This is a genomic window from Agromyces sp. Root81 (assembly GCF_001429165.1).
Lineage (GTDB): Bacteria > Actinomycetota > Actinomycetes > Actinomycetales > Microbacteriaceae > Agromyces.
Window position 1 is genome coordinate 465,567 of record NZ_LMIR01000002.1, and the last position, 17,667, is coordinate 483,233.

16 protein-coding genes are annotated in these 17,667 nt (G+C 71.9%); 1 reads left to right on the forward strand and 15 read right to left on the reverse strand.

From position 1 onward, the window contains the following. Positions 1–7: 7 nt before the first annotated feature. Genes ASE14_RS07085 through ASE14_RS07120 form a run of 8 tightly spaced genes read right to left on the reverse strand, consistent with a single transcriptional unit; the run spans position 8 to position 8,816 of the window. On the reverse strand, positions 8–1,201 hold the full coding sequence (locus ASE14_RS07085; RefSeq protein ID WP_235511136.1) for a cytochrome P450: 1,194 nt from the start codon (positions 1,199–1,201) through the stop codon (positions 8–10). Next, positions 1,195–2,244 (reverse strand): 3-oxoacyl-ACP synthase III family protein, encoded by a 1,050-nt coding sequence (locus ASE14_RS07090; protein WP_056652810.1) that lies wholly within the window; start codon positions 2,242–2,244, stop codon positions 1,195–1,197. The genes ASE14_RS07085 and ASE14_RS07090 overlap by 7 nt, the downstream gene beginning before the upstream one ends. Then, positions 2,241–3,611, reverse strand: a complete 1,371-nt coding sequence (locus tag ASE14_RS07095) for a glycosyltransferase (protein ID WP_056652813.1) — start codon at positions 3,609–3,611, stop codon at positions 2,241–2,243. Before ASE14_RS07095 ends, ASE14_RS07090 begins: the two co-directional genes overlap by 4 nt. Next, the gene (locus ASE14_RS07100) at positions 3,608–4,180 is read right to left on the reverse strand and encodes a hypothetical protein (protein ID WP_056652817.1); all 573 of its coding nucleotides are present in this window, start codon (positions 4,178–4,180) and stop codon (positions 3,608–3,610) included. The genes ASE14_RS07095 and ASE14_RS07100 overlap by 4 nt, the downstream gene beginning before the upstream one ends. Beyond that, entirely contained in the window at positions 4,177–5,352 is a 1,176-nt protein-coding gene (locus ASE14_RS07105; protein WP_056652820.1) for a glycosyltransferase, read from the reverse strand. The genes ASE14_RS07100 and ASE14_RS07105 overlap by 4 nt, the downstream gene beginning before the upstream one ends. Beyond that, positions 5,349–6,341 carry an NAD(P)-dependent oxidoreductase gene (locus tag ASE14_RS07110; RefSeq protein ID WP_056652822.1) on the reverse strand — a complete coding sequence of 331 codons (993 nt, stop codon included), beginning with the start codon at positions 6,339–6,341 and terminating at the stop codon, positions 5,349–5,351. The genes ASE14_RS07105 and ASE14_RS07110 overlap by 4 nt, the downstream gene beginning before the upstream one ends. Then, positions 6,331–7,731 carry a F390 synthetase-related protein gene (locus ASE14_RS07115; protein ID WP_056652824.1) on the reverse strand — a complete coding sequence of 467 codons (1,401 nt, stop codon included), beginning with the start codon at positions 7,729–7,731 and terminating at the stop codon, positions 6,331–6,333. The genes ASE14_RS07110 and ASE14_RS07115 overlap by 11 nt, the downstream gene beginning before the upstream one ends. A gap of 2 nt (positions 7,732–7,733) precedes the next feature. Continuing rightward, a complete protein-coding gene (locus tag ASE14_RS07120) occupies positions 7,734–8,816 on the reverse strand; it encodes a glycerophosphodiester phosphodiesterase family protein (RefSeq protein WP_056652828.1) in 1,083 nt (360 codons plus the stop codon). A gap of 155 nt (positions 8,817–8,971) precedes the next feature. On the opposite strand from ASE14_RS07120, the gene ASE14_RS07125 reads away from it, so the two are divergent. After that, positions 8,972–9,790 carry a Bax inhibitor-1/YccA family protein gene (locus tag ASE14_RS07125; protein WP_056652831.1) on the forward strand — a complete coding sequence of 273 codons (819 nt, stop codon included), beginning with the start codon at positions 8,972–8,974 and terminating at the stop codon, positions 9,788–9,790. Between the two features lie 64 nt (positions 9,791–9,854). On the opposite strand, the gene ASE14_RS07130 is transcribed toward ASE14_RS07125, so the two are convergent. The 7 genes from ASE14_RS07130 to ASE14_RS07160 all read right to left on the reverse strand — a co-directional run bounded on the left by ASE14_RS07130 (position 9,855) and on the right by ASE14_RS07160 (position 17,608). Further along, entirely contained in the window at positions 9,855–10,799 is a 945-nt protein-coding gene (locus ASE14_RS07130) for an L-lactate dehydrogenase (RefSeq protein ID WP_056652835.1), read from the reverse strand. Positions 10,800–10,908: 109 nt separating this feature from the next. Beyond that, a complete protein-coding gene (guaA, locus tag ASE14_RS07135) occupies positions 10,909–12,492 on the reverse strand; it encodes a glutamine-hydrolyzing GMP synthase (RefSeq protein WP_056652838.1) in 1,584 nt (527 codons plus the stop codon). Next, positions 12,489–12,980: a DUF3817 domain-containing protein gene (locus tag ASE14_RS07140; protein ID WP_056652841.1), complete on the reverse strand. Its 492-nt coding sequence runs from the start codon at positions 12,978–12,980 to the stop codon at positions 12,489–12,491. Before ASE14_RS07140 ends, guaA begins: the two co-directional genes overlap by 4 nt. A 34-nt stretch (positions 12,981–13,014) precedes the next feature. Then, the gene (locus ASE14_RS07145) at positions 13,015–13,818 is read right to left on the reverse strand and encodes an SURF1 family protein (protein ID WP_082600784.1); all 804 of its coding nucleotides are present in this window, start codon (positions 13,816–13,818) and stop codon (positions 13,015–13,017) included. 107 nt (positions 13,819–13,925) lie between these two features. Then, complete coding sequence (locus ASE14_RS07150) at positions 13,926–15,671, reverse strand: glycerol-3-phosphate dehydrogenase/oxidase (RefSeq protein ID WP_056652849.1); 1,746 nt, start codon at positions 15,669–15,671, stop codon at positions 13,926–13,928. 179 nt (positions 15,672–15,850) lie between these two features. Continuing rightward, complete coding sequence (locus tag ASE14_RS07155) at positions 15,851–16,975, reverse strand: GuaB3 family IMP dehydrogenase-related protein (protein ID WP_056652852.1); 1,125 nt, start codon at positions 16,973–16,975, stop codon at positions 15,851–15,853. Between the two features lie 144 nt (positions 16,976–17,119). Next, entirely contained in the window at positions 17,120–17,608 is a 489-nt protein-coding gene (locus ASE14_RS07160) for a DUF6463 family protein (protein ID WP_157372858.1), read from the reverse strand. Positions 17,609–17,667 lie beyond the last annotated feature (59 nt).

A 17,667-nucleotide genomic window follows, 5' to 3' on the forward strand; every position in this document is an offset into this window, starting at 1 on the left:
TCCAAGTCTAGGCGCGGCCGCCGACACCCCTGCCGAGCACGACGCTCCGATAGCCGGGGATCAGCACCCCGCGCGCGACGCGCCGCGAGTGCACCTCGAGCGGCTGCTCGACGGCGGCGTCGAGCACCGCCGAGAGCATGCCGCGGATCTGCGCCATCGCGAGCGGAGCCCCCAGGCAGAAGTGCGATCCGGCGCCGAACCAGAGCTGCCTGAGGCTCGCCGCGGGATTGCCCACCGGGTCGAATCCCGGCGCGATCCGATCCGCGAGGAAGGTCGCGAGCACGACCCGTTCGCCCGGGCGCACCACGACGTCGCCGATGCACGACTCCCGCACCACGCTCCGCAGCATGACCGGCGACGGGGTCGTCACGCGGAGCCCCTCGGCGATCGCCGGGTCGACGTGCTCCCGCTCCGTGGCGAGGCGGCCGAGCCATCCGGTGTCCGCCAGCAGGCAGATGAGCCGCGGCAGGTAGGCGACGAGCGTCTCGGTCCCCGTCAGCACGAAGGCGCCGACCGCGCCGAGCGACTCCTCCTCGTCGAGCCCGAGCTCGCGCATACGGCCGGGCACGGTGTCGGGATCGCCGCGGCGCCACGCCTCCGCGGCGTGCCCGGTGAGCTCGGCCATGACCTCGCGTGCGTGCCGCACCTGCGCAGGGGTCATCCGCGGCCGGGAGAGCCGCACCGCACCGGTCACCGTCGCGATCCGGCGGAACAGCCGGTCGTCGACGACCTCGGGCGGCAGCCCCACGAGGGTCGAGATCACCGCGCTCGCGCACCGTCGCGCCTCGGCCACGAGTTCGACCCGCTCCCCCGCTGCGAGGCGCGCGCGCAGGGACTCGAACGGCCCGCCGAGCGTGCGATCGACGAGCGAGCCGACCGCCGCCGGGGTGAAGAGCGGCGCGAGCCTGCGCCGGAGCTCCAGGTGGTCCGCACCCTCCATGTTCAACAGCACGCGCGGTCCGAGCACCGGTGTCCAGAGCTCGCTCGGCGCCCCCGGGCCGGTCTTCGTGTACGAGACGGTGTCCATGAGCACGGCGCGCAGCAACGCGGCATCCGTCACGACCGTGCCGATTCCGGGCACCCGCAGGGCCGGTCGCGTGATGCGCGCGAGCATCGGATAGGCGATCGGATGCGCCGCGCGCATCACGCGCTCCTCCCACCGCATCGCGGTGCGGTCGGGTGCCGGCGCGAGCGTCACCACCGCAGCACCGTGACACCCAGGCTGATGCCGCCGGCGAGGCCGACGAGCGCGACGAGGTCGCCCGGCCGGAGTCGGCCCTGCTCCCGCGCGCGGGCGAGCTGCACCGGCAGCGACACGCTCGCGAGGTTGCCGTGCGCCGAGATCGTCTCCTCGGTGATCGACGGGTCGACGCCGAGGAGTTCGACGATGCGGGTGTGCATGGGCAGCGCAACCTGGTGCACGGCCACGAAGTCGAGCGCCCCGGCTTCGAGGCCGAGACCCGCGAGCGTCTCGTGGAAGATGCCGAGCCCGACGCGACGGAACGCCCGTTCGAGCGCACGCCCGTCCATGTCGAAGTAGCTCCCGCCGATCGCGTGCGGGTTGATCGAGCCCCCGGTCGGCAGCGTGCCGACGTCCCAGTACTGCGAGTGCGCGCTGAATCGGGAGCCGATGATGCCGACGCCCGAGTCGTCGCTGGCCTCGAGCACCACGGCGGCACCGCCGTCGCTCATCGTGTAGCCCGGGAACGAGCGCAGGAACTGCGCGTCGCCGTCGAGCTTCCACCGCACGGCGTGCGAGGGCTGCTCGCCGCTCACGACGAGCGCACGCCTCGCCTGCCCCGTCGCGATGAGCGCCTCGGCGACCTGCATGCCGACAAGCAGGCTGTTGCACGCGTTCTTGACGTCCATGACGGCCGCCGTCAGCCCGAGCTTCGCGGCCACGATGTGGGCGGTCGCCGGCTCGATCAGGTCCTGGCTGGCCGAGGCGAAGACGAGCAGGTCGATCGGCCCAGGCGACTCGGCGAGCGCCGCGCGCGCCGCCGCCACGGCGAGATCGGAGGTCTGCCACCCTTCGGGCCGCACATGCACGCCGCGCACACCCGTGAGCCGGGCGATGATGCCGGTCGGCAGCGAGAGCCCGGGATTCGCCGCGGCGATGCGGGCCTCGGTCTCGCTCGTCGACCGCCAGTCCTCCGGCAGGTGCACGCCGAGGCCCGCGATGCGGGCGGAGGTCGTCCAGCGCGCGGCATCCGGTCGCTGCAACCGTTCGCCCAACAGCGTCATGCCATCGCCCCGCTCTGTTCGCCGCCAGCGCCGACTCCCGACATCCATGCCTCCTCGATCAGATCCGCCGCGCCCGTCGCGCCGTCGCGGTGTTCGCTCGCCAGCCGGAACCGTGCGAGCGCGAGCCGCCGTCCATCGCTCGGGGCGAGCGCCCGCTCGATCGCCGCTGCGAGCCTGGTCGCCCCCGCAGCGCCGCGCACGGCCGACGGGGCGAGACGTTCCGCGAGTCCATGGTGCACGAGACGCGCAGCGAGATCGGGCTGGTCGTAGTCGACCGGGATCACGACCGCTGGCAGCCCCGCGGCGAGCGCGGCATGCACGATGCCCGCGCCGCCGTGGTGCACGATCGCGTCGTAGCCGCCGAGCTCGCCGTAGTCGGCGTAGTCGATGAGGTGCACCCGGGCGTCTCGGGCCCCGTTCGCCCCGAGATCGCCGTCCGGCTGCGTGCCGCCGAGCGTCATCTCGAGATCCACGCCCGGCAGCAGCGCCGCGGTCCGCTCGACGATGCCGAGGAGTTCCGCCTTCGTCGCCGCCAGGTGGGTGCCGCAGGAGACGAGCACCAGCGGCCGGCGGCTCACCGCGGCATCCGTCGACGAGGTCACGACCGGCGGCGCAGCGGATGTCTCAGCGCCCCACGCCCCCGGACGACCGGGCGGCGTGTACCGCACGGGCCCGACGAACCGCATCGCGGGCGGCCAGGTGCGCGGCAGCTCGAGCTCGGGGAGCCCGAGGCCGAGCACCAGCTCGGGCGAGTACACCTGCTCGGTACCGTCGGCGCGGAACGCCCCCGAGAACCCGAGCGCCTGCAGCGGTGCCGCGTTCATCGCGAAGACCCCGCGCTTGAACGCGCGCGCTGCACCCCGCGCTGCGGCGTCGCGCACCCGTCCGGCCGCACCGCGCGGCGGCGCCCACCCGCCGAAGTACGCCGGGGTGCCGTCGACCGAGCCGATCGCGACCGGCGAGGCGATGACGGTGATCCAGCGCGCGCCATGGCGATGCGCGGCGATGCCGGCGACGGGCAGCGTGAAGTCGGCGACGACGACGGCGGGCCGCTCGTCGCGGTATCTCCGTTCGAGTTCGTCGCCGATCGTGCCGAGCACTCCGAGCGTGCCGCGGAACTGCCGGTGCAGTCGAACCGGGTTCGCGCCGATGCGCTCCGGCGGGTCGGCGATGCCGGCGATCACCCGGTCGTCGGCGCTCTCGAGCGCCACCGCGGTGAGGCCGGCGGCCTCGATCTGGGCGCGGGCCGCCTCGGTGCTCACGACGCGAACGGGCACGCCGCGACGCGCCAGTTCGACGCCGATGCCGAGCGTCGGATGCAGGTGGCCCGCGAACGGCGGCGACACGAGTTCGACGTGGCCGGTCATGCCGGCACTCCCTGCTCGGCGCGGAGCCGCTCGATCGCCGCGACCACGATGTCGCGGAGCTCGGGCGACGACAGGTAGTCGAGGTGGTGGGCGTCGATCTCGTGGTCGGGTGTGCCGGTCGAGCGTCGGGCGAGCGCGTCGGCGCGGCCCGTCACGGTCTCGAGCCGCGCTGCGACCGGGCGCGATCTCGCCACCGGCCCGTAGGCGACGACGTGCAGTCTGGCGAGCACGTCGTCGTCGAGGCGGAGGTTCGCGAGGAGTTCGAGCCCGCAGCTGCCGGCGAGCACGAGCGTGCGGTCCGACGCGGCGAGCGCCTCGCTCACGGCGGCCCGGTGTTCGTGTGCGAACGCGGCCCGACGCGAGCCGAAGTAGTCGCGCGCGTTGCGCACGCTCGCGATCGGCAGCGGCGTGCGCCGCCACGGGCCGCTCGCGGGCCGGTAGGGGAAGTTCACCTCGACGCGCTCCTCGGTTGTGATCGGCAGTCCGTCGAGGAAGGCGCGCTGCACGGGCGAGAGCGCGGTGTTCGACCGGTCGCTGCGGCCCGTCAGGAAGCAGACCCTGATCGTCATCGCGCCTCCTCCTCGAAGTGGTCGTTCGCGTGCACGACGTAGCGGCTGCCGCGCCAGACGATGCGCCGGTCGGCGATCGCCCGGCCGAACTGCAGGGGCAGCGCGAGTTCGCCCGCGAGCGAGAGGAACGGGTCGTGCCGCACCTTCCCGGTGACGATGCGCTGCACGACGGCGATGACCGCCGAGCGCACGGCGAGGGTGGCGGCGAGCGCCGCGACGCGGGTCGTCGACGGCCGAACGGCGGTCGAGGCCACGAGCGCGCCGAGCAGCACCGACGGCACCGCGTATCCCGCCACGACACCCGCGCGCCACGCCGAGCGCTCCGCCCGGAGCAGGAGCCCAGCGAAGACCATCCAGCGGTGCATGAGCTCGCGGTAGCTGCGGCCGCTCTCGACCGTCGTCGAGACGAACTGCACGACCTCGCTCTGGTCGATCGTGCCGCCCGTCTCGCGCACCCGGGTCGCCACGGCGAGGTCGTCGGCCAGCAGCGGCAGCAGCGGGGCGAAGCCGCCGAGCCGTTCGAGGGTGCCCCGCCGCATCGCCCAGGTCATGCCGTTGATGGTGCGCGGGCTGCCGATCGCCGCGGCGGGCAGGTACGAGAGTGTGGCCTGGTCGTTGACGAACTGCGCGAGCAGTCGCGACCAGGCTCCCGGCCCCGGCACGTAACTCGGCAGTCCGGTGCTCACCTCGGCGATGCGCAGCCCGTCGCGGAGCGCGGCGAGCCCGGCGGCCGTGACGCTCGTGTCGTCGTCGACGACCGCGAACGCCTCGGTCTCGATGAGGGGCTCCGCCAGGTGCAGCTTGAAGGTCTTGGGTCCGGTCCGGGCCGGGCACGGCGGGCAGTCGACGATGCGCACGTCGGCGAGCGGATGCCTCGAGCTCGCCTCCTCCGCGGCGCGGCGCCCCTCGGGGTCCGCCGTGTCGACGAGCCACAGCACCGGCGAGTCGTTCGCGACCTCGAGCGTGTTCGCGAGGGTGGCCGCGAGCTGCGGGTCGCCCGAGAGGATCGGTTGCACGATCGTGAGCTCCGACGACGGCACCGTCGAGCCCGATGCCGAGCGCAGGCGGGCACGGCGCCGACGGACGGCGACGGCCGCGAGCGCCGCCTTCGCGAGCATGAGCGCCGAGTAGCCGAGCGCGGCGGTGACGGCGAAACGGTCGGATCGTCTCATCGGGTCACCTCCGCCGCGCCACGCACCGCTGTGATGGTGCGGGCGAGCCCCTCGGCCATCGTGACGCTCGGCGGTCCGAGCAACGCTCGCGCGTGCGAGACGTCGAAGGTCTTCGACGAGGCGAGGAGCCAGACCGCGTACCGGGTGAGCGGCGGTTCACCGCGGAGGCGGCCGAGGCGCCACACGGTCTCTGCTGCGGCGGCGAGACCGAGCGCCGGCCCGCGGCCGAGGTGCCGGGTCGGCACGGGCACGTCGAGTTCGGCGAGGATCCGGGCGATCGTCGGCATAAGCGGCACGGGCTCCCCGTTCGTGAGGTTCACGCAGGTGCCGGAGAGCCCCGGCAGCAGTGCCGCGGCGATGAGGTGATCGACGACCGTGTCGATGTAGACCAGGTCGCCGACGGCGGGCGCGGCCCGGTCGCCGATGAACGGCAGGCGCCCGGCGGCCGCCGCCTCGACGATGCGGGGCAGCAGGGTCGTGTCGCCCGGCCCGAACACGGCTCGTGGGCGGGCGATGACCCATTCGCCCGGGTAGTCGCGCACGAGGAGTTCGCCCTCGTGCTTCGTCCTGGCGTAGTCGTTCAGGTAGTCGGGCCCGATCGGCGTCGCCTCGGTGATGTCGTACTGGTCGGCCGGCCGGTAGAACACCGAGGTCGATGAGACGTACACGACGCGGGGCAGGCCAGTGCGGCGCGCGAGATCGAGCACGTTCGCGGTCGCGTCGACATTCTGGGCGCGGAACTGCGCGCGAGTGCCCCACTGGCTCGCCCGCGCCGCCGCGTGCACGATGACGTCGGGGCGGAACTCGACGGCGAACGGCGCGGAGATCGGCCGGACGAGGTCGACGCTCGCGATGTCGGCGTCGGGCACCTGCCGCCGTCCGACCCCGCGGACCTCCACGCCGGGGCGTTCGCGGAGCGCCCGCAGGAGGGCGCCGCCGACGAATCCGGTCGCGCCGGTGATGAGGATCCGTACGGGTTCAGCCGGCATCGGCGGTCTCCTCGTTCACCGCGGCGCAGGTGATGCGCACGTTCTTGGCCCCCGGCGACCGCGACGGGAGTGGGACGAATCGCAGCGCGGGAAGCTCCGCGTCGACCGTCTCGAACAGTTCGGCGAGCGCGCCCCGAACCGCGCGCTCGGATTCGGCGTCGAGCGGATCGAGCCCGACCTCGAGGGCGCCCGGCGACCAGCGGATGCCCCACTCCCCCGCCTGCGCCATCGTCAACGTCCGCCGCACGATGTCGGGGAGGACCCGCACGATGCGCCCGTCACCGCCGTGAGCCTCGATCACCTCGTCGGCGCGCCCTTCGACCGCCTCGATGACGCGCGCGGGGTTCCCGCACGGGCACCGCTCATCACCGGCCGGCATCCGCAGCACGTCGTCGAGGCGGTACCGCACGATGAGCTGCGTGCTGCGATCGAAGTCGGTGACGATCGGCACGAAACGCCGGCCCGCGGCATCGGGGTCCGGCGCGTCGATCCACTCGGCTTCGACCACGACGCTCTGCTCGTTCAGGTGCAGCCGCCCGTGCTCGCAGTCGAGGGCGAGCAACCCCTCCGTCGCCTGGTACACCCGCCGCGGCCGTACACCCCACGTCGTTCCGACGAGCTCGGCATCGAGCTCGTCGAGCACCTCCGCGACGGCGACGACGAGCCGGGGCGCGACGTCGAGCTCGCCGCGACGCTGCGCGCGGGCGAGTTCGACGAGCACGCTCGACGGGGCCACGAGCACGTCGGGTCGGGCGGCCGCGGCCGCCCGCCGGATCCGGTCGAAGGGCGCGACGAGATCGATGAAGGCGAACGACAGGCGCCGGCTCGCGACGGACTCGTAGAGGTTGCTGTTCGCACGCAGGGCGAAGGCGATGCGCAGCGGTGGCCGCCACGGCTGCACGAGCTGGACGACGCTGCGGCGGTCGAGCAGCCGGCCGAGCACGGTGCCCGCCCAGCGTATGCGCTCCGCGGGGTCGACGAGGAAGACGCCCGGACGACCCGAGGTGCCGCTCGAGAGCCCGACCGTCACACCCCCGGGGAGTTCACCGCGGAAGTCGCGGCTCTCCTCAGCGGCACGCGCCTCGGCGAGCGCCGTCTCGAGCGCGATGCCGAACACGTTGAAACCCGAGAAGTCGGCGAGCACGGTCGCCTTGTCGACGACGGGCGCGTCCTCGAGCCGCTCGAGCCCGCCGCCGTAGTGGGCGGCACGAGGCATCCGCTCGCGCAGCAGCCGTTCGAGGCCGCGACGCCGACGTCGTTCGAGCCCCGCCGGCCCGCCGATGCGGTCGCCCCACCGCGCGCGGACGAACCGCGCCGCCGCGATCGCCTGCAGCCGCACCGCCGACCGCCGGGCGCGTCGCTGCGCGCCGGCGTCGTCGCGCCCCGACACGCTCAGCGGCCTCCCGCCGACGCGGCACGGGCCTCGACGCCGAGGTCCGGGTGGTCGAGGAACACCCCGTCGACCCCCATCCCGATCACGAGGGTGAACTCGCCGAGCCAGTCGCCGTAGGCCGCGCGCGCCGATCCCCGGCGGAACGATCCGGAGAGGAATCGGTTCTCGGGGCGCAGGGTCCACGTGTAGATCTCGAGGCCGGCGGCGTGCGCTGCGTCGACGAGTTCGGCGCCGATGAGCGGCCTGCCGGGTGCATGACGGACGAGATTCTCGAGCTGCGCCGCATCCACGTTCTTCGAACGCAGTTCGCCGACGAGGCGGCTCGTGCCGACGCTCACCCCGTCGAACCGGCCGGCGAGGCCGAGCAGCCCTGCCTCGGTCACGAAGGAGTCGTACTTCGGGGCGGCCCTGCCCTGCTGGAGCGCGAGATCCCACGGCGTGCCTGAGCCTTCGACGAGCAGCACCCGCTTGCCCCGGATGCCGCGCGCGCCGAGCCGATCGAGCAGCGTCGGCTCGAACGCCTCCATGATGAGCCGCTCGTCGCCGCGCCCCCACCCCGCAGCGTCGAGCTCCGCTGTGAAGAGCTCGTCGAGCGGCAGCCCGAGCGCATCGAAGTGCGCGGCGTGCTTGAACTCGGCCACCATGCGCAGCACCCGCCGCTGTTCGTCGGCGGCGACGTCGATGACCTCGAAGAGATCGCGCAGGCGGATGATCGGGAAGCGCCCGTCGAAGCTCGCACTCGACTGGCGCAGCGCCCCGAGGCGTTCGCGCGCCCGCAGCGTCGCGAGTTCGGCCCACGTGAAGTCCTCGGTGAACCAGCCGGTGAGCGCCGTGCCGTCGATCTCGCGCGTGGTGCGGCGGCCGGCGAACTCGGGGCGATCCGCGACATCCGTGGTGCCCGAGATCTCGTTCTCGTGCCGCAGCACGAGCACGCCGTCGCGCGTGGCGACGATGTCGGGTTCGACGGCGTCGGCGCCGAGCGCGAACGCGAGCTCGTAGGCCGAGCGCGTGTGCTCGGGGCGATAGCCGGGAGCACCGCGGTGCCCGATCACGAGCGGGCGAGGGGCGTCGTGGTGCTGCATGCGCCCAGCGTAGTCAGCGCCGGGCATGCCGACTGGGGAATGTCGCGAGAACTCAGGGCGTTGTCACGGACAACTCGGGTAGGTTGGGAGTGGTGCGGATGCCTCGTGCACCCGATGCCGACCCCCCGAACACAGCCGAAAGCAGAGGAAACCCAATGGCTCTCGACAACCCCGCCTTCTCGCGGAACTCCGCGTTCTCCGCGCAGGGGGGCGTGGCCGCAGCGCAAGACATCTCGGCCCAGCAGCTGCAGGAGATGTACAACCAGCCCGCGACGCCGCCCGCCGGCGAGACCATGGCGGTCGAGACGACCATCCAGAAGTCGGCGCTCGCCTTCGGCCTGCTCGTCGTGGGCGCGGCCCTCGGCTGGGTCACGGCCGATTCGATGCCGTTCATCTGGGGCGCAGCCGGCCTCGTCGGCTTCGTGCTGGCGCTCGTCAACATCTTCAAGAAGGAGCCGTCGCCGGCCCTCGTGCTCGCCTACGCGGGTGTGCAGGGCGTCTTCGTCGGCGGCATCTCGGCGTGGTACGAGGCGTCGTTCGGCGGCGGCATCGTCGCCCAGGCCGTCATCGCGACCCTCGTCGTCGTCGGCGTGACGCTCGCGCTCTTCGCCTCGGGCAAGATCCGCGCCTCGAAGAAGGCGACGAAGATCTTCCTCATCGCGATGGTGGGCTACGTCGTCTTCTCGCTCGTGAACTTCGGCCTCATGATCTTCGGTGCGACCGACAGCGCCTTCGGTCTCCGCAGCGAGCCGAGCTTCATCTTCGGCATCCCGTGGGGCGTCATCATCGGCATCTTCGTCGTCATCATGGCGGCGTACTCGCTCGTGCTCGACTTCGACTTCATCCAGCAGGGCGTGCGCAACCGCGCCCCGAAGAAGTACGAGTGGTCCGGCGTCTTCGGCATCATGGTCACGGTCATCTGGCTGTACCTCGAGATCCTGCGCATGCTCGCGATCATGTCGTCGAGCGACTGACCCGCGACACGGGCATGACGTCGAACGGCCGCCTTCGGGCGGCCGTTCGTGTTTCCGGCGCGGCTCAGATGCCGAGCGTCGCGACCGAGGCGCGGATCGTGTCCGCCGACGCCCGGAGCAACAGCTCCTCCTCGGCCGAGAACGGCGTCTCGGCGACCGGCACGGCACCGTCTCCCCCGACGACGCTCGGCAGCGACAGGGCGACCCCGTCGAGGCCCCGGATGCCCCCGAGCATCGTCGAGACGGGCAGCACCGCCCGTTCGTCGCGCAGCACGGCCTCGACGATGCGCGCCCCCGCGAGGCCGATGGCGTAGTTCGTGGCGCCCTTGCCGCGGATGACCGTGTACGCCGAGTCGCGCACCTCTCGGGCGATCTCGTCGAGCTCGGGGGCGGAGAACGGCTCGGCGCCCCGCCACTCGAGGATCGGCACCGGCCCGATGCGAGCGTTCGACCAGAGCGGGAACTCGGTGTCGCCGTGCTCGCCCACGATGTCGGCGTGCACGCTCGACGTGGTGACCCCGGCGCGCCGGGCGAGCAGCCATCGGAGCCTCGAGGTGTCGAGCACGGTGCCCGAGCCGAAGACGCGGTGCGGCGGCAGGCCGGTGATGCGCTGCGCGGCGACCGTCACCACGTCGACGGGGTTCGTGACGAGCACGATGACCGCATCGGGAGCGCGCTCGAGCAGGGCGGGCAGCAGGGTCTCGAGGATGCGCACATTGGTGCCGGCGAGCTCGAGCCTCGACTGACCCGGCTGCTGCTTCGCGCCGGCGGTCACGACGATGACGTGCGAGCCCTCGACGACCGCGAGATCGGCGCCGCCGCTCACCGAAGATCCGGTGAACTGCGTGCCGTGGGCGAGGTCGAGCACCTCGGCCTCGACCTTCTCGCGCGCGATGTCGTACAGCGCGACCTCGCTCGCACTCCCGCGGATCAGCGCCGAGTACGCGAGGCTCGTGCCCACGCTCCCGGCGCCGACGACGGTCAATTTCGAGTTCTCGACGACGCCCATGCACCCAGTCTGTCAGCACCCGCGGGGATGCGAGAAGGCCGGCACCCCATGGGTGCCGGCCTTCGTCAGCGGTCGCGCGGGAGCCGGAGTGCCGGTTCCCCGCCCGGCCTCACTCCCATTCGATGGTGCCCGGCGGCTTCGACGTGACGTCGAGCACGACCCGGTTCACCTCGGGGACCTCGTTCGTGATGCGGTTCGAGATCTTCGCGAGGACGTCGTACGGCAGGCGCGTCCAGTCGGCGGTCATCGCGTCCTCCGACGAGACGGGGCGCAGCACGATGGGGTGGCCGTAGGTGCGGCCGTCGCCCTGCACGCCCACCGAGCGCACGTCGGCGAGCAGCACGACCGGGCACTGCCAGATCTCCTGGTCGAGGCCGGCGGCGCTGAGCTCCTCGCGGGCGATCGCGTCGGCCTCGCGCAGCAGGTCGAGCCGCTCGCGGGTGACCTCGCCGACGATGCGGATGCCGAGCCCCGGGCCGGGGAACGGCTGGCGGCCGACGATCGCCTCGGGCAGCCCGAGGTCGCGGCCGATCGCGCGCACCTCGTCCTTGAAGAGGGTGCGCAGCGGCTCGACGAGCTCGAACTGCAGGTCTTCGGGAAGGCCGCCCACATTGTGGTGGCTCTTGATGTTCGCCGTGCCAGTGCCGCCGCCCGACTCGACGACGTCGGGGTAGAGCGTGCCCTGCACGAGGAACTTGATCGGCTCGCCCGCAGCCGCGGCCTCGGCGATGAGGTCGCGCTCGGCCTGCTCGAACGCGCGGATGAACTCGCGCCCGATGATCTTGCGCTTCTCCTCGGGGTCGCTGACGCCCTCGAGCGCTGCGAGGAAGGTGTCCTCGGCGTCGATGGTGATGAGCCGCACGCCCGTGGCGGCGACGTAGTCCTGCTGCACCTGCTCGCGCTCGCCCTTGCGGAGCAGCCCGTGGTCGACGAACACCGCGGTGAGCTGGTCGCCGACGGCCTCCTGCACGAGTGCGGTGGAGACGGCCGAGTCGACGCCGCCCGACAGGGCGGAGATCACGCGCGCGGTGCCGACCTGCTCGCGGATGCGGGCGACCTGCTCGGCGATGACGTTGCCCGAGTTCCAGTCGGCGGGGATGCCGGCGGCGCGGTGCAGGAAGTTCTCGATGATGCGCTGGCCGAACTCCGAGTGCTTGACCTCGGGGTGCCACTGCACGCCGTAGAACTTCTTCTCGTCGTTGGCGAACGCGGCGACGGGCGTCGACGCCGTCGAGGCGAGCACCTCGAAGCCCTCGGGGGCACGCGAGACGGAGTCGCCGTGGCTCATCCACACGGTCTGGTCGGCGGGCTGGCCCTCGAGCAGCGCGTTGCCCGAGTCATCTGTGACCGTTGCGGCGGTCGCGCCGTACTCGCGGAGGCCGGTCTGCGAGACCTCACCGCCGAGCTGGGTGGCCATCACCTGGAACCCGTAGCAGATGCCGAGCGTCGGCACGCCGAGCTGCAGGATGCCCTCGTCGAGTGCAGGGGCGCCCTCTTCGTACACCGACGACGGCCCGCCCGACAGCACGATGCCGATCGGGTTCTTCGCCGCGACCTCGGCCGCGGTGATCGTGTGCGGCACGATCTCGGAGTAGACGGATGCCTCGCGCACGCGCCGGGCGATGAGCTGGGCGTACTGGGCGCCGAAGTCGACGACGAGTACCGGCCGCTGCTCGGTGGGCTGATCGGTCACTGCTGGGCCTCCACGGTGTCGGAAGTGTCGGTGGTGTCGGAAGTCACGGCCTCTGCGGCCTCGCGGCGGTCGAGGTACTGGCGCACCTCACGGCCGATGCGGGCCTCGAGGAAGAACGAGAGGAAGGGCACGATGCCGCCGAGTGCGATGACGATGAAGCGGCTGAACGGCCAGCGCATGAGGCTCCAGAGCCGGAAGTCGCTGAAGAGGTAGACGACGTAGAACCAGCCGTGGGCGATGAGGATGCCGGTCGAGAGGTTCACTCCCGTGCCGGTCGATTCGAGGCCGGCCGCCGTCTCGAGCACCGGGGTGAAGGCGAGCACGCCCTGGTCGCCGAAGGCGTAGAGCTCGAGGTGGAACGCGTACTTCATGATCATCTCGGCGCACAGCAGGAGCAGCATGACACCGGTGATCACCGAAGCGACCTGGTAGAACTTCAGCGCCCCGCGAATGCGCGGCAGATCGGCGGATTTCGGCTCGAGGGGCATGGCACCAGTCTACGCGGCGTCGGACGGACGACGTTCAGTCGTCGCCCAGCGGCTCGGCTGCGGCGGTCGGGGCAGCGGATGCCTCGGCCTCCTCCTGCTCCTCGCGCTCGCGCTCGACGGCGTCGCGCACGAGTCGGTACCAGAGGTAGATCGCGAACCCGGCGAAGACCGCCCACTCGACCGCGTAGAAGACGTTCAGCCAGTCGAGCTGGGTCTCCTGCTCGGGCGGCGGCGAGGCGATCGTGTCGAGCCCGGCGGGCGCCTCGGCGGCGGTGACGTATCCGAAGTACACCGGCCGGTCGTCGTAGTCGGCCCACACGTTGATGAGCTGCGCCACGGCGACCGTCTGCATCGAGAAGGGGTCGGCCTCGTGATCGGGTGCGATCGGCGCCTCGCTCGGCAGGAATCGGCCGCCGATCGTGATCGGCTCGGCCGGGTCGACGGCGGCCTCGAACACGTCGGCGGCCTCGCGAGCCGTCTGCTCGTCGGCGGCCCAGCCGAGTGCGACGGGCAGCCCGCCGGGGGTGCCATCGGTCACCTCGAGGTGCACGACCGGCCAGAATCCCGCGACGCCGTCGTTCAACCGGCCCTCGACGATGACCGTGTCGCCGGGCACGAGGGTGCCGGTGACCTCGACGAGCTGGGCGGTCGACGCCTGCTTCGTCGGCTGGTCGGGCTCGGCGAGGCCGGCGAAGGGCCGTACCTCCTCGGTCGGGCGCTCGACGACCACGGAGGATTCGACGGCGCGCTGGAGCTGCCACTGGCCGAGCAGTGCGAACGCCGCGGCGATGCCGAGCGCGAGGAGCAGTGCGGCCACCCAGCGGGGGCGCAGCATCATCTGCAGCATCAGTCGTCGGCTCCCGCGCTGGGCGTGGTTCCGCGGGAGACGAGCATGCCCTCCAGTTTAGGCGCGCGCTCCCGGTGCTCAGTCCACCTCGACGGCGCTCAGTCGACCTTCACGATGTCGGGAGCCTCCAGGCGCACGCGATCGGCCGACTCGTCGTCGGGCTGCTCCTGCGAGGCCCGTTCTGCGGCGACCCGTTCGAGGTAGCGCTCGACCTCGAGCGCCTGGCGCGCCGCGTTCCAGCCGAGCACCTTGCCCATGAGCTTCGCGGCGACCGGCGCCGCGGAGACTCCGCGGTCCCACGCCTCGATGGAGATGCGGGTGCGACGGGCGAGCACGTCGTCGAGGTGCAGCGCGCCCTCGTGCGATGCCGCGTAGACGACCTCTGCGCCCAGGTAGTCGTCGGCACCCGGCAACGGTTCGCCGAGCGAGGGGTCCTCGCGGATGAGGTCGAGCAGTTCGTCGGTCATCGTGCCGTACCGGTTCAGCAGGTGCTCGATGCGCACCTCGTGCACGCCGAACGCCCGGGCGATCTTGCCGCGCTTGTTCCACGCGGCCTGGTAGCCCTCCGCACCCAGCAGTGGGATGTCCTGCGTCGTCGACCTCGGCACCTTGCCGTCGAGCGCGTCGGCCGCGGCGTCGATCGCGTCCTTGGCCATCACCCGGTACGTCGTCCACTTGCCGCCGGCGATGACGACGAGTCCGGGCACGGTGTGCGCGACGAGGTGTTCGCGTGAGAGCTTCGACGTCTGGTCGCTCTCCCCGGCGAGCAACGGCCGCAGGCCGGCGTAGACGCCCTCGACGTCCTCCCGGGTGAGCGGGATGCCGAGCACGGCGTTGACGTGCTCGAGCAGGTAGTCGATGTCGGCCGCCGTCGCGGCGGGATGCGCCTTGTCGAGGTTCCAGTCCGTGTCGGTCGTGCCGATCAGCCAGTGCCGGCCCCACGGGATCACGAACAGCACGCTCTTCTCGGTGCGGAAGATCATGCCCATCGCCGACTGGATGCGATCCCTCGGCACGACGAGGTGCACGCCCTTCGAGGCGCGCACCTTGAACGTGCCGCGCTCGCCGACCATGCGCTGGGTGTCGTCCGTCCACACGCCCGTGGCGTTCACGACCTGCTTCGCACGGACCTCGAAGTGCTCATCGGTCTCGAGGTCGTGCGCCTTCACGCCGACGACGCGTTCGCCGACCTTGATGAACCCCTCGACCTTGACCCGGCTCGCGACGTGGGCGCCGTAGAACGACGCCGTGCGGGCGAGGGAGGCCACGTACCGGGCGTCGTCGACCTGCGCGTCGTAGTAGGTGAGCCCGCCGACGAGCGCATCCTTCGAGAGCGATGGGATGGCGCGCATCACCTGCCGCTTCGAGAGGTGGCGGTGGTGGGGCACACCGGGCGGCCGCCCGCCGGTGTAGCTGAAGACGTCGTAGAGCATCATGCCGGCACCGACGTAGAGCCGCTCGATGATGCGGGTCTTCAATGGGTAGAGGAACCGCACGGGCTTCACGAGGTGCGGTGCGATGCGCTGCAGCAGCAGGCCGCGCTCGATGAGCGCCTCGCGCACGAGACGGAAGTCGAGCTGCTCGAGATAGCGGATGCCGCCGTGCACGAGTTTCGACGAACGACTCGAGGTGCCCGATGCCCAGTCGCGAGCTTCGAGGAGCCCGGTCGAGAGGCCTCGCGTCACCGCGTCGAGCGCGGATCCGGTGCCGACGATGCCGCCGCCCACCACGAGGATGTCGAGCTCTTTCTCTTTCAGCCGCGCGATGGCGGCCCGCCGTTCCTCGGGTCCGAGCTTGGTCGAACGCGTCACCGACTTGAGCCTCGCCGACTTCTGAGTCGCCATCGTGCCACTCCATCCCCGCGGCCTCACGGCAGGGCCGCGCGATCCGCTTCCACGCTACCCGAAGCTGCGCTGGATGACACGGTGGGTTGAGGAGGCGCGCCAGCGCCGCCTCGACACACGAAGGTTCGATCGGGTGGGTTTCGAGACGCTCGCTGCGCTCGCTCCTCGACCCGCGGCCGTCAGGACGACTGGTACGGCGCGACGACGACGTCCACGCGCTGGAACTCCTTGAGGTCGGAGTAGCCGGTGGTCGCCATCGAGCGCTTGAGCGCGCCGATGAGGTTCGTCACGCCATCGGCCGACGGAGCCGGCCCGTAGAGCACCTCTTCGAGCGGGGCGACCTGGCCGACGTGCACGCGCTGGCCGCGCGGCAGCTTCGGGTGGTGCGCCTCGGCGCCCCAGTGGTAGCCGCCGCCCGGGGCATCCGTCGCCCGTGCGAGTGCCGCACCGAGCATGACCGCGTCGGCACCGCAGGCGATCGCCTTCACGATGTCGCCCGACTTCCCGACGCCGCCGTCGGCGATGACGTGCACGTAACGGCCGCCGGACTCGTCGAGGTAGTCGCGCCGCGCACCGGCGACGTCGGCGACCGCTGTGGCCATCGGGGCGTGGATGCCGAGGGTCGCGCGCGTCGTCGACGCCGCGCCCCCGCCGAAGCCGACGAGCACACCCGCCGCGCCGGTGCGCATGAGGTGCAGTGCCGCGGTGTAGGTCGCGGCGCCGCCGACGATCACGGGCACGTCGAGCTCGTAGATGAACTTCTTGAGGTTCAGCGGCTCCTGGTTCTTCGAGACGTGCTCGGCCGACACGGTGGTGCCGCGGATCACGAACAGGTCGACGCCCGCAGCGACGACGGTCTCGTAGAGCTCCTGGGTGCGCTGCGGCGAGAGCGCGCCGGCGACGGTGACGCCCGCCGCGCGGATCTCGGCGAGGCGGGCCTCGACGAGCTCGGGCTTGATGGGCTCGGAGTAGAGCTGCTGCATGCGGGCCGTGGCGTGCTCGGGCGCGAGGCCCCGGATCTCGGCGAGCACGGGCTCGGGGTCGTCGTAGCGGGTCCAGAGGCCCTCGAGGTCGAGCACGCCGAGGCCGCCGAGCTGGCCCATCATGATCGCGGTCTGCGGCGAGACCACGGAGTCCATGGGTGCGGCGAGGAACGGGATGTCGAACTGGTACGCGTCGATCGACCAGCCGACCGAGACGTCTTCGGGGTCGCGGGTGCGCCGGCTCGGCACGATCGCGATGTCATCGAATGCATAGACGCGCTGGCCCCGCTTGGAGCGGCCGATCTCGATCTCCTGGGTCACCACTCAACCCTACCCGGCCGATACCGCGCCGGTTGAGAGGAGCAGGGCGTCCACCGGAACTCGCACTCACTGCCATGACCGTTGCGATCGTCGACGCGGTGGTCGAGCCGACGCCCTCGGAGCCGACGACGGACTGGACCGAACTCATGCCCTGCCCTGTCCCGATCGTGATGAGTGCTCGAGCCCGGCGCCCTCCGACGCCGACAGGTCCACTGCTTCGAACGGACGTTCGCCCCTGCCCAGGTCAGCCGATGCACGCCGACGGCTCTGGCGTGCCGACTGCACGACAGCGATGACCGCAGCCACGAGCACGAGCAGGAAGCCGGACACCGGCGCCGCGCTCACCCCGATCAGCGCGATCATCAGCAGCGCGATGCTGACCGACCACGGCAGCCGCCCGGCGTGCTCGAGGGCGGTCATCGCCAGGCCGGCGACCAATCCGAAGAATCCGGTCATCAAGAACCAGAGCGCCACCTCGAGCTCGCTCGTCATCGCTCCGTACCAGCCGCCGGCCAATGCCTCGCCCAGCGCTGGAGCAGATGCAAGCACTCCGACTGCAGTGTGCAGCACCCACACGATGATGAGCACCGGTCCGGCAATCGCCGTTCGTCTGTTGCTTCTCTGTCTCGTCATGCCGATCAGTCTGGGTGTCGGCACCCCCTCCGCGCCTCACCCCATCGGGTGACCCGACT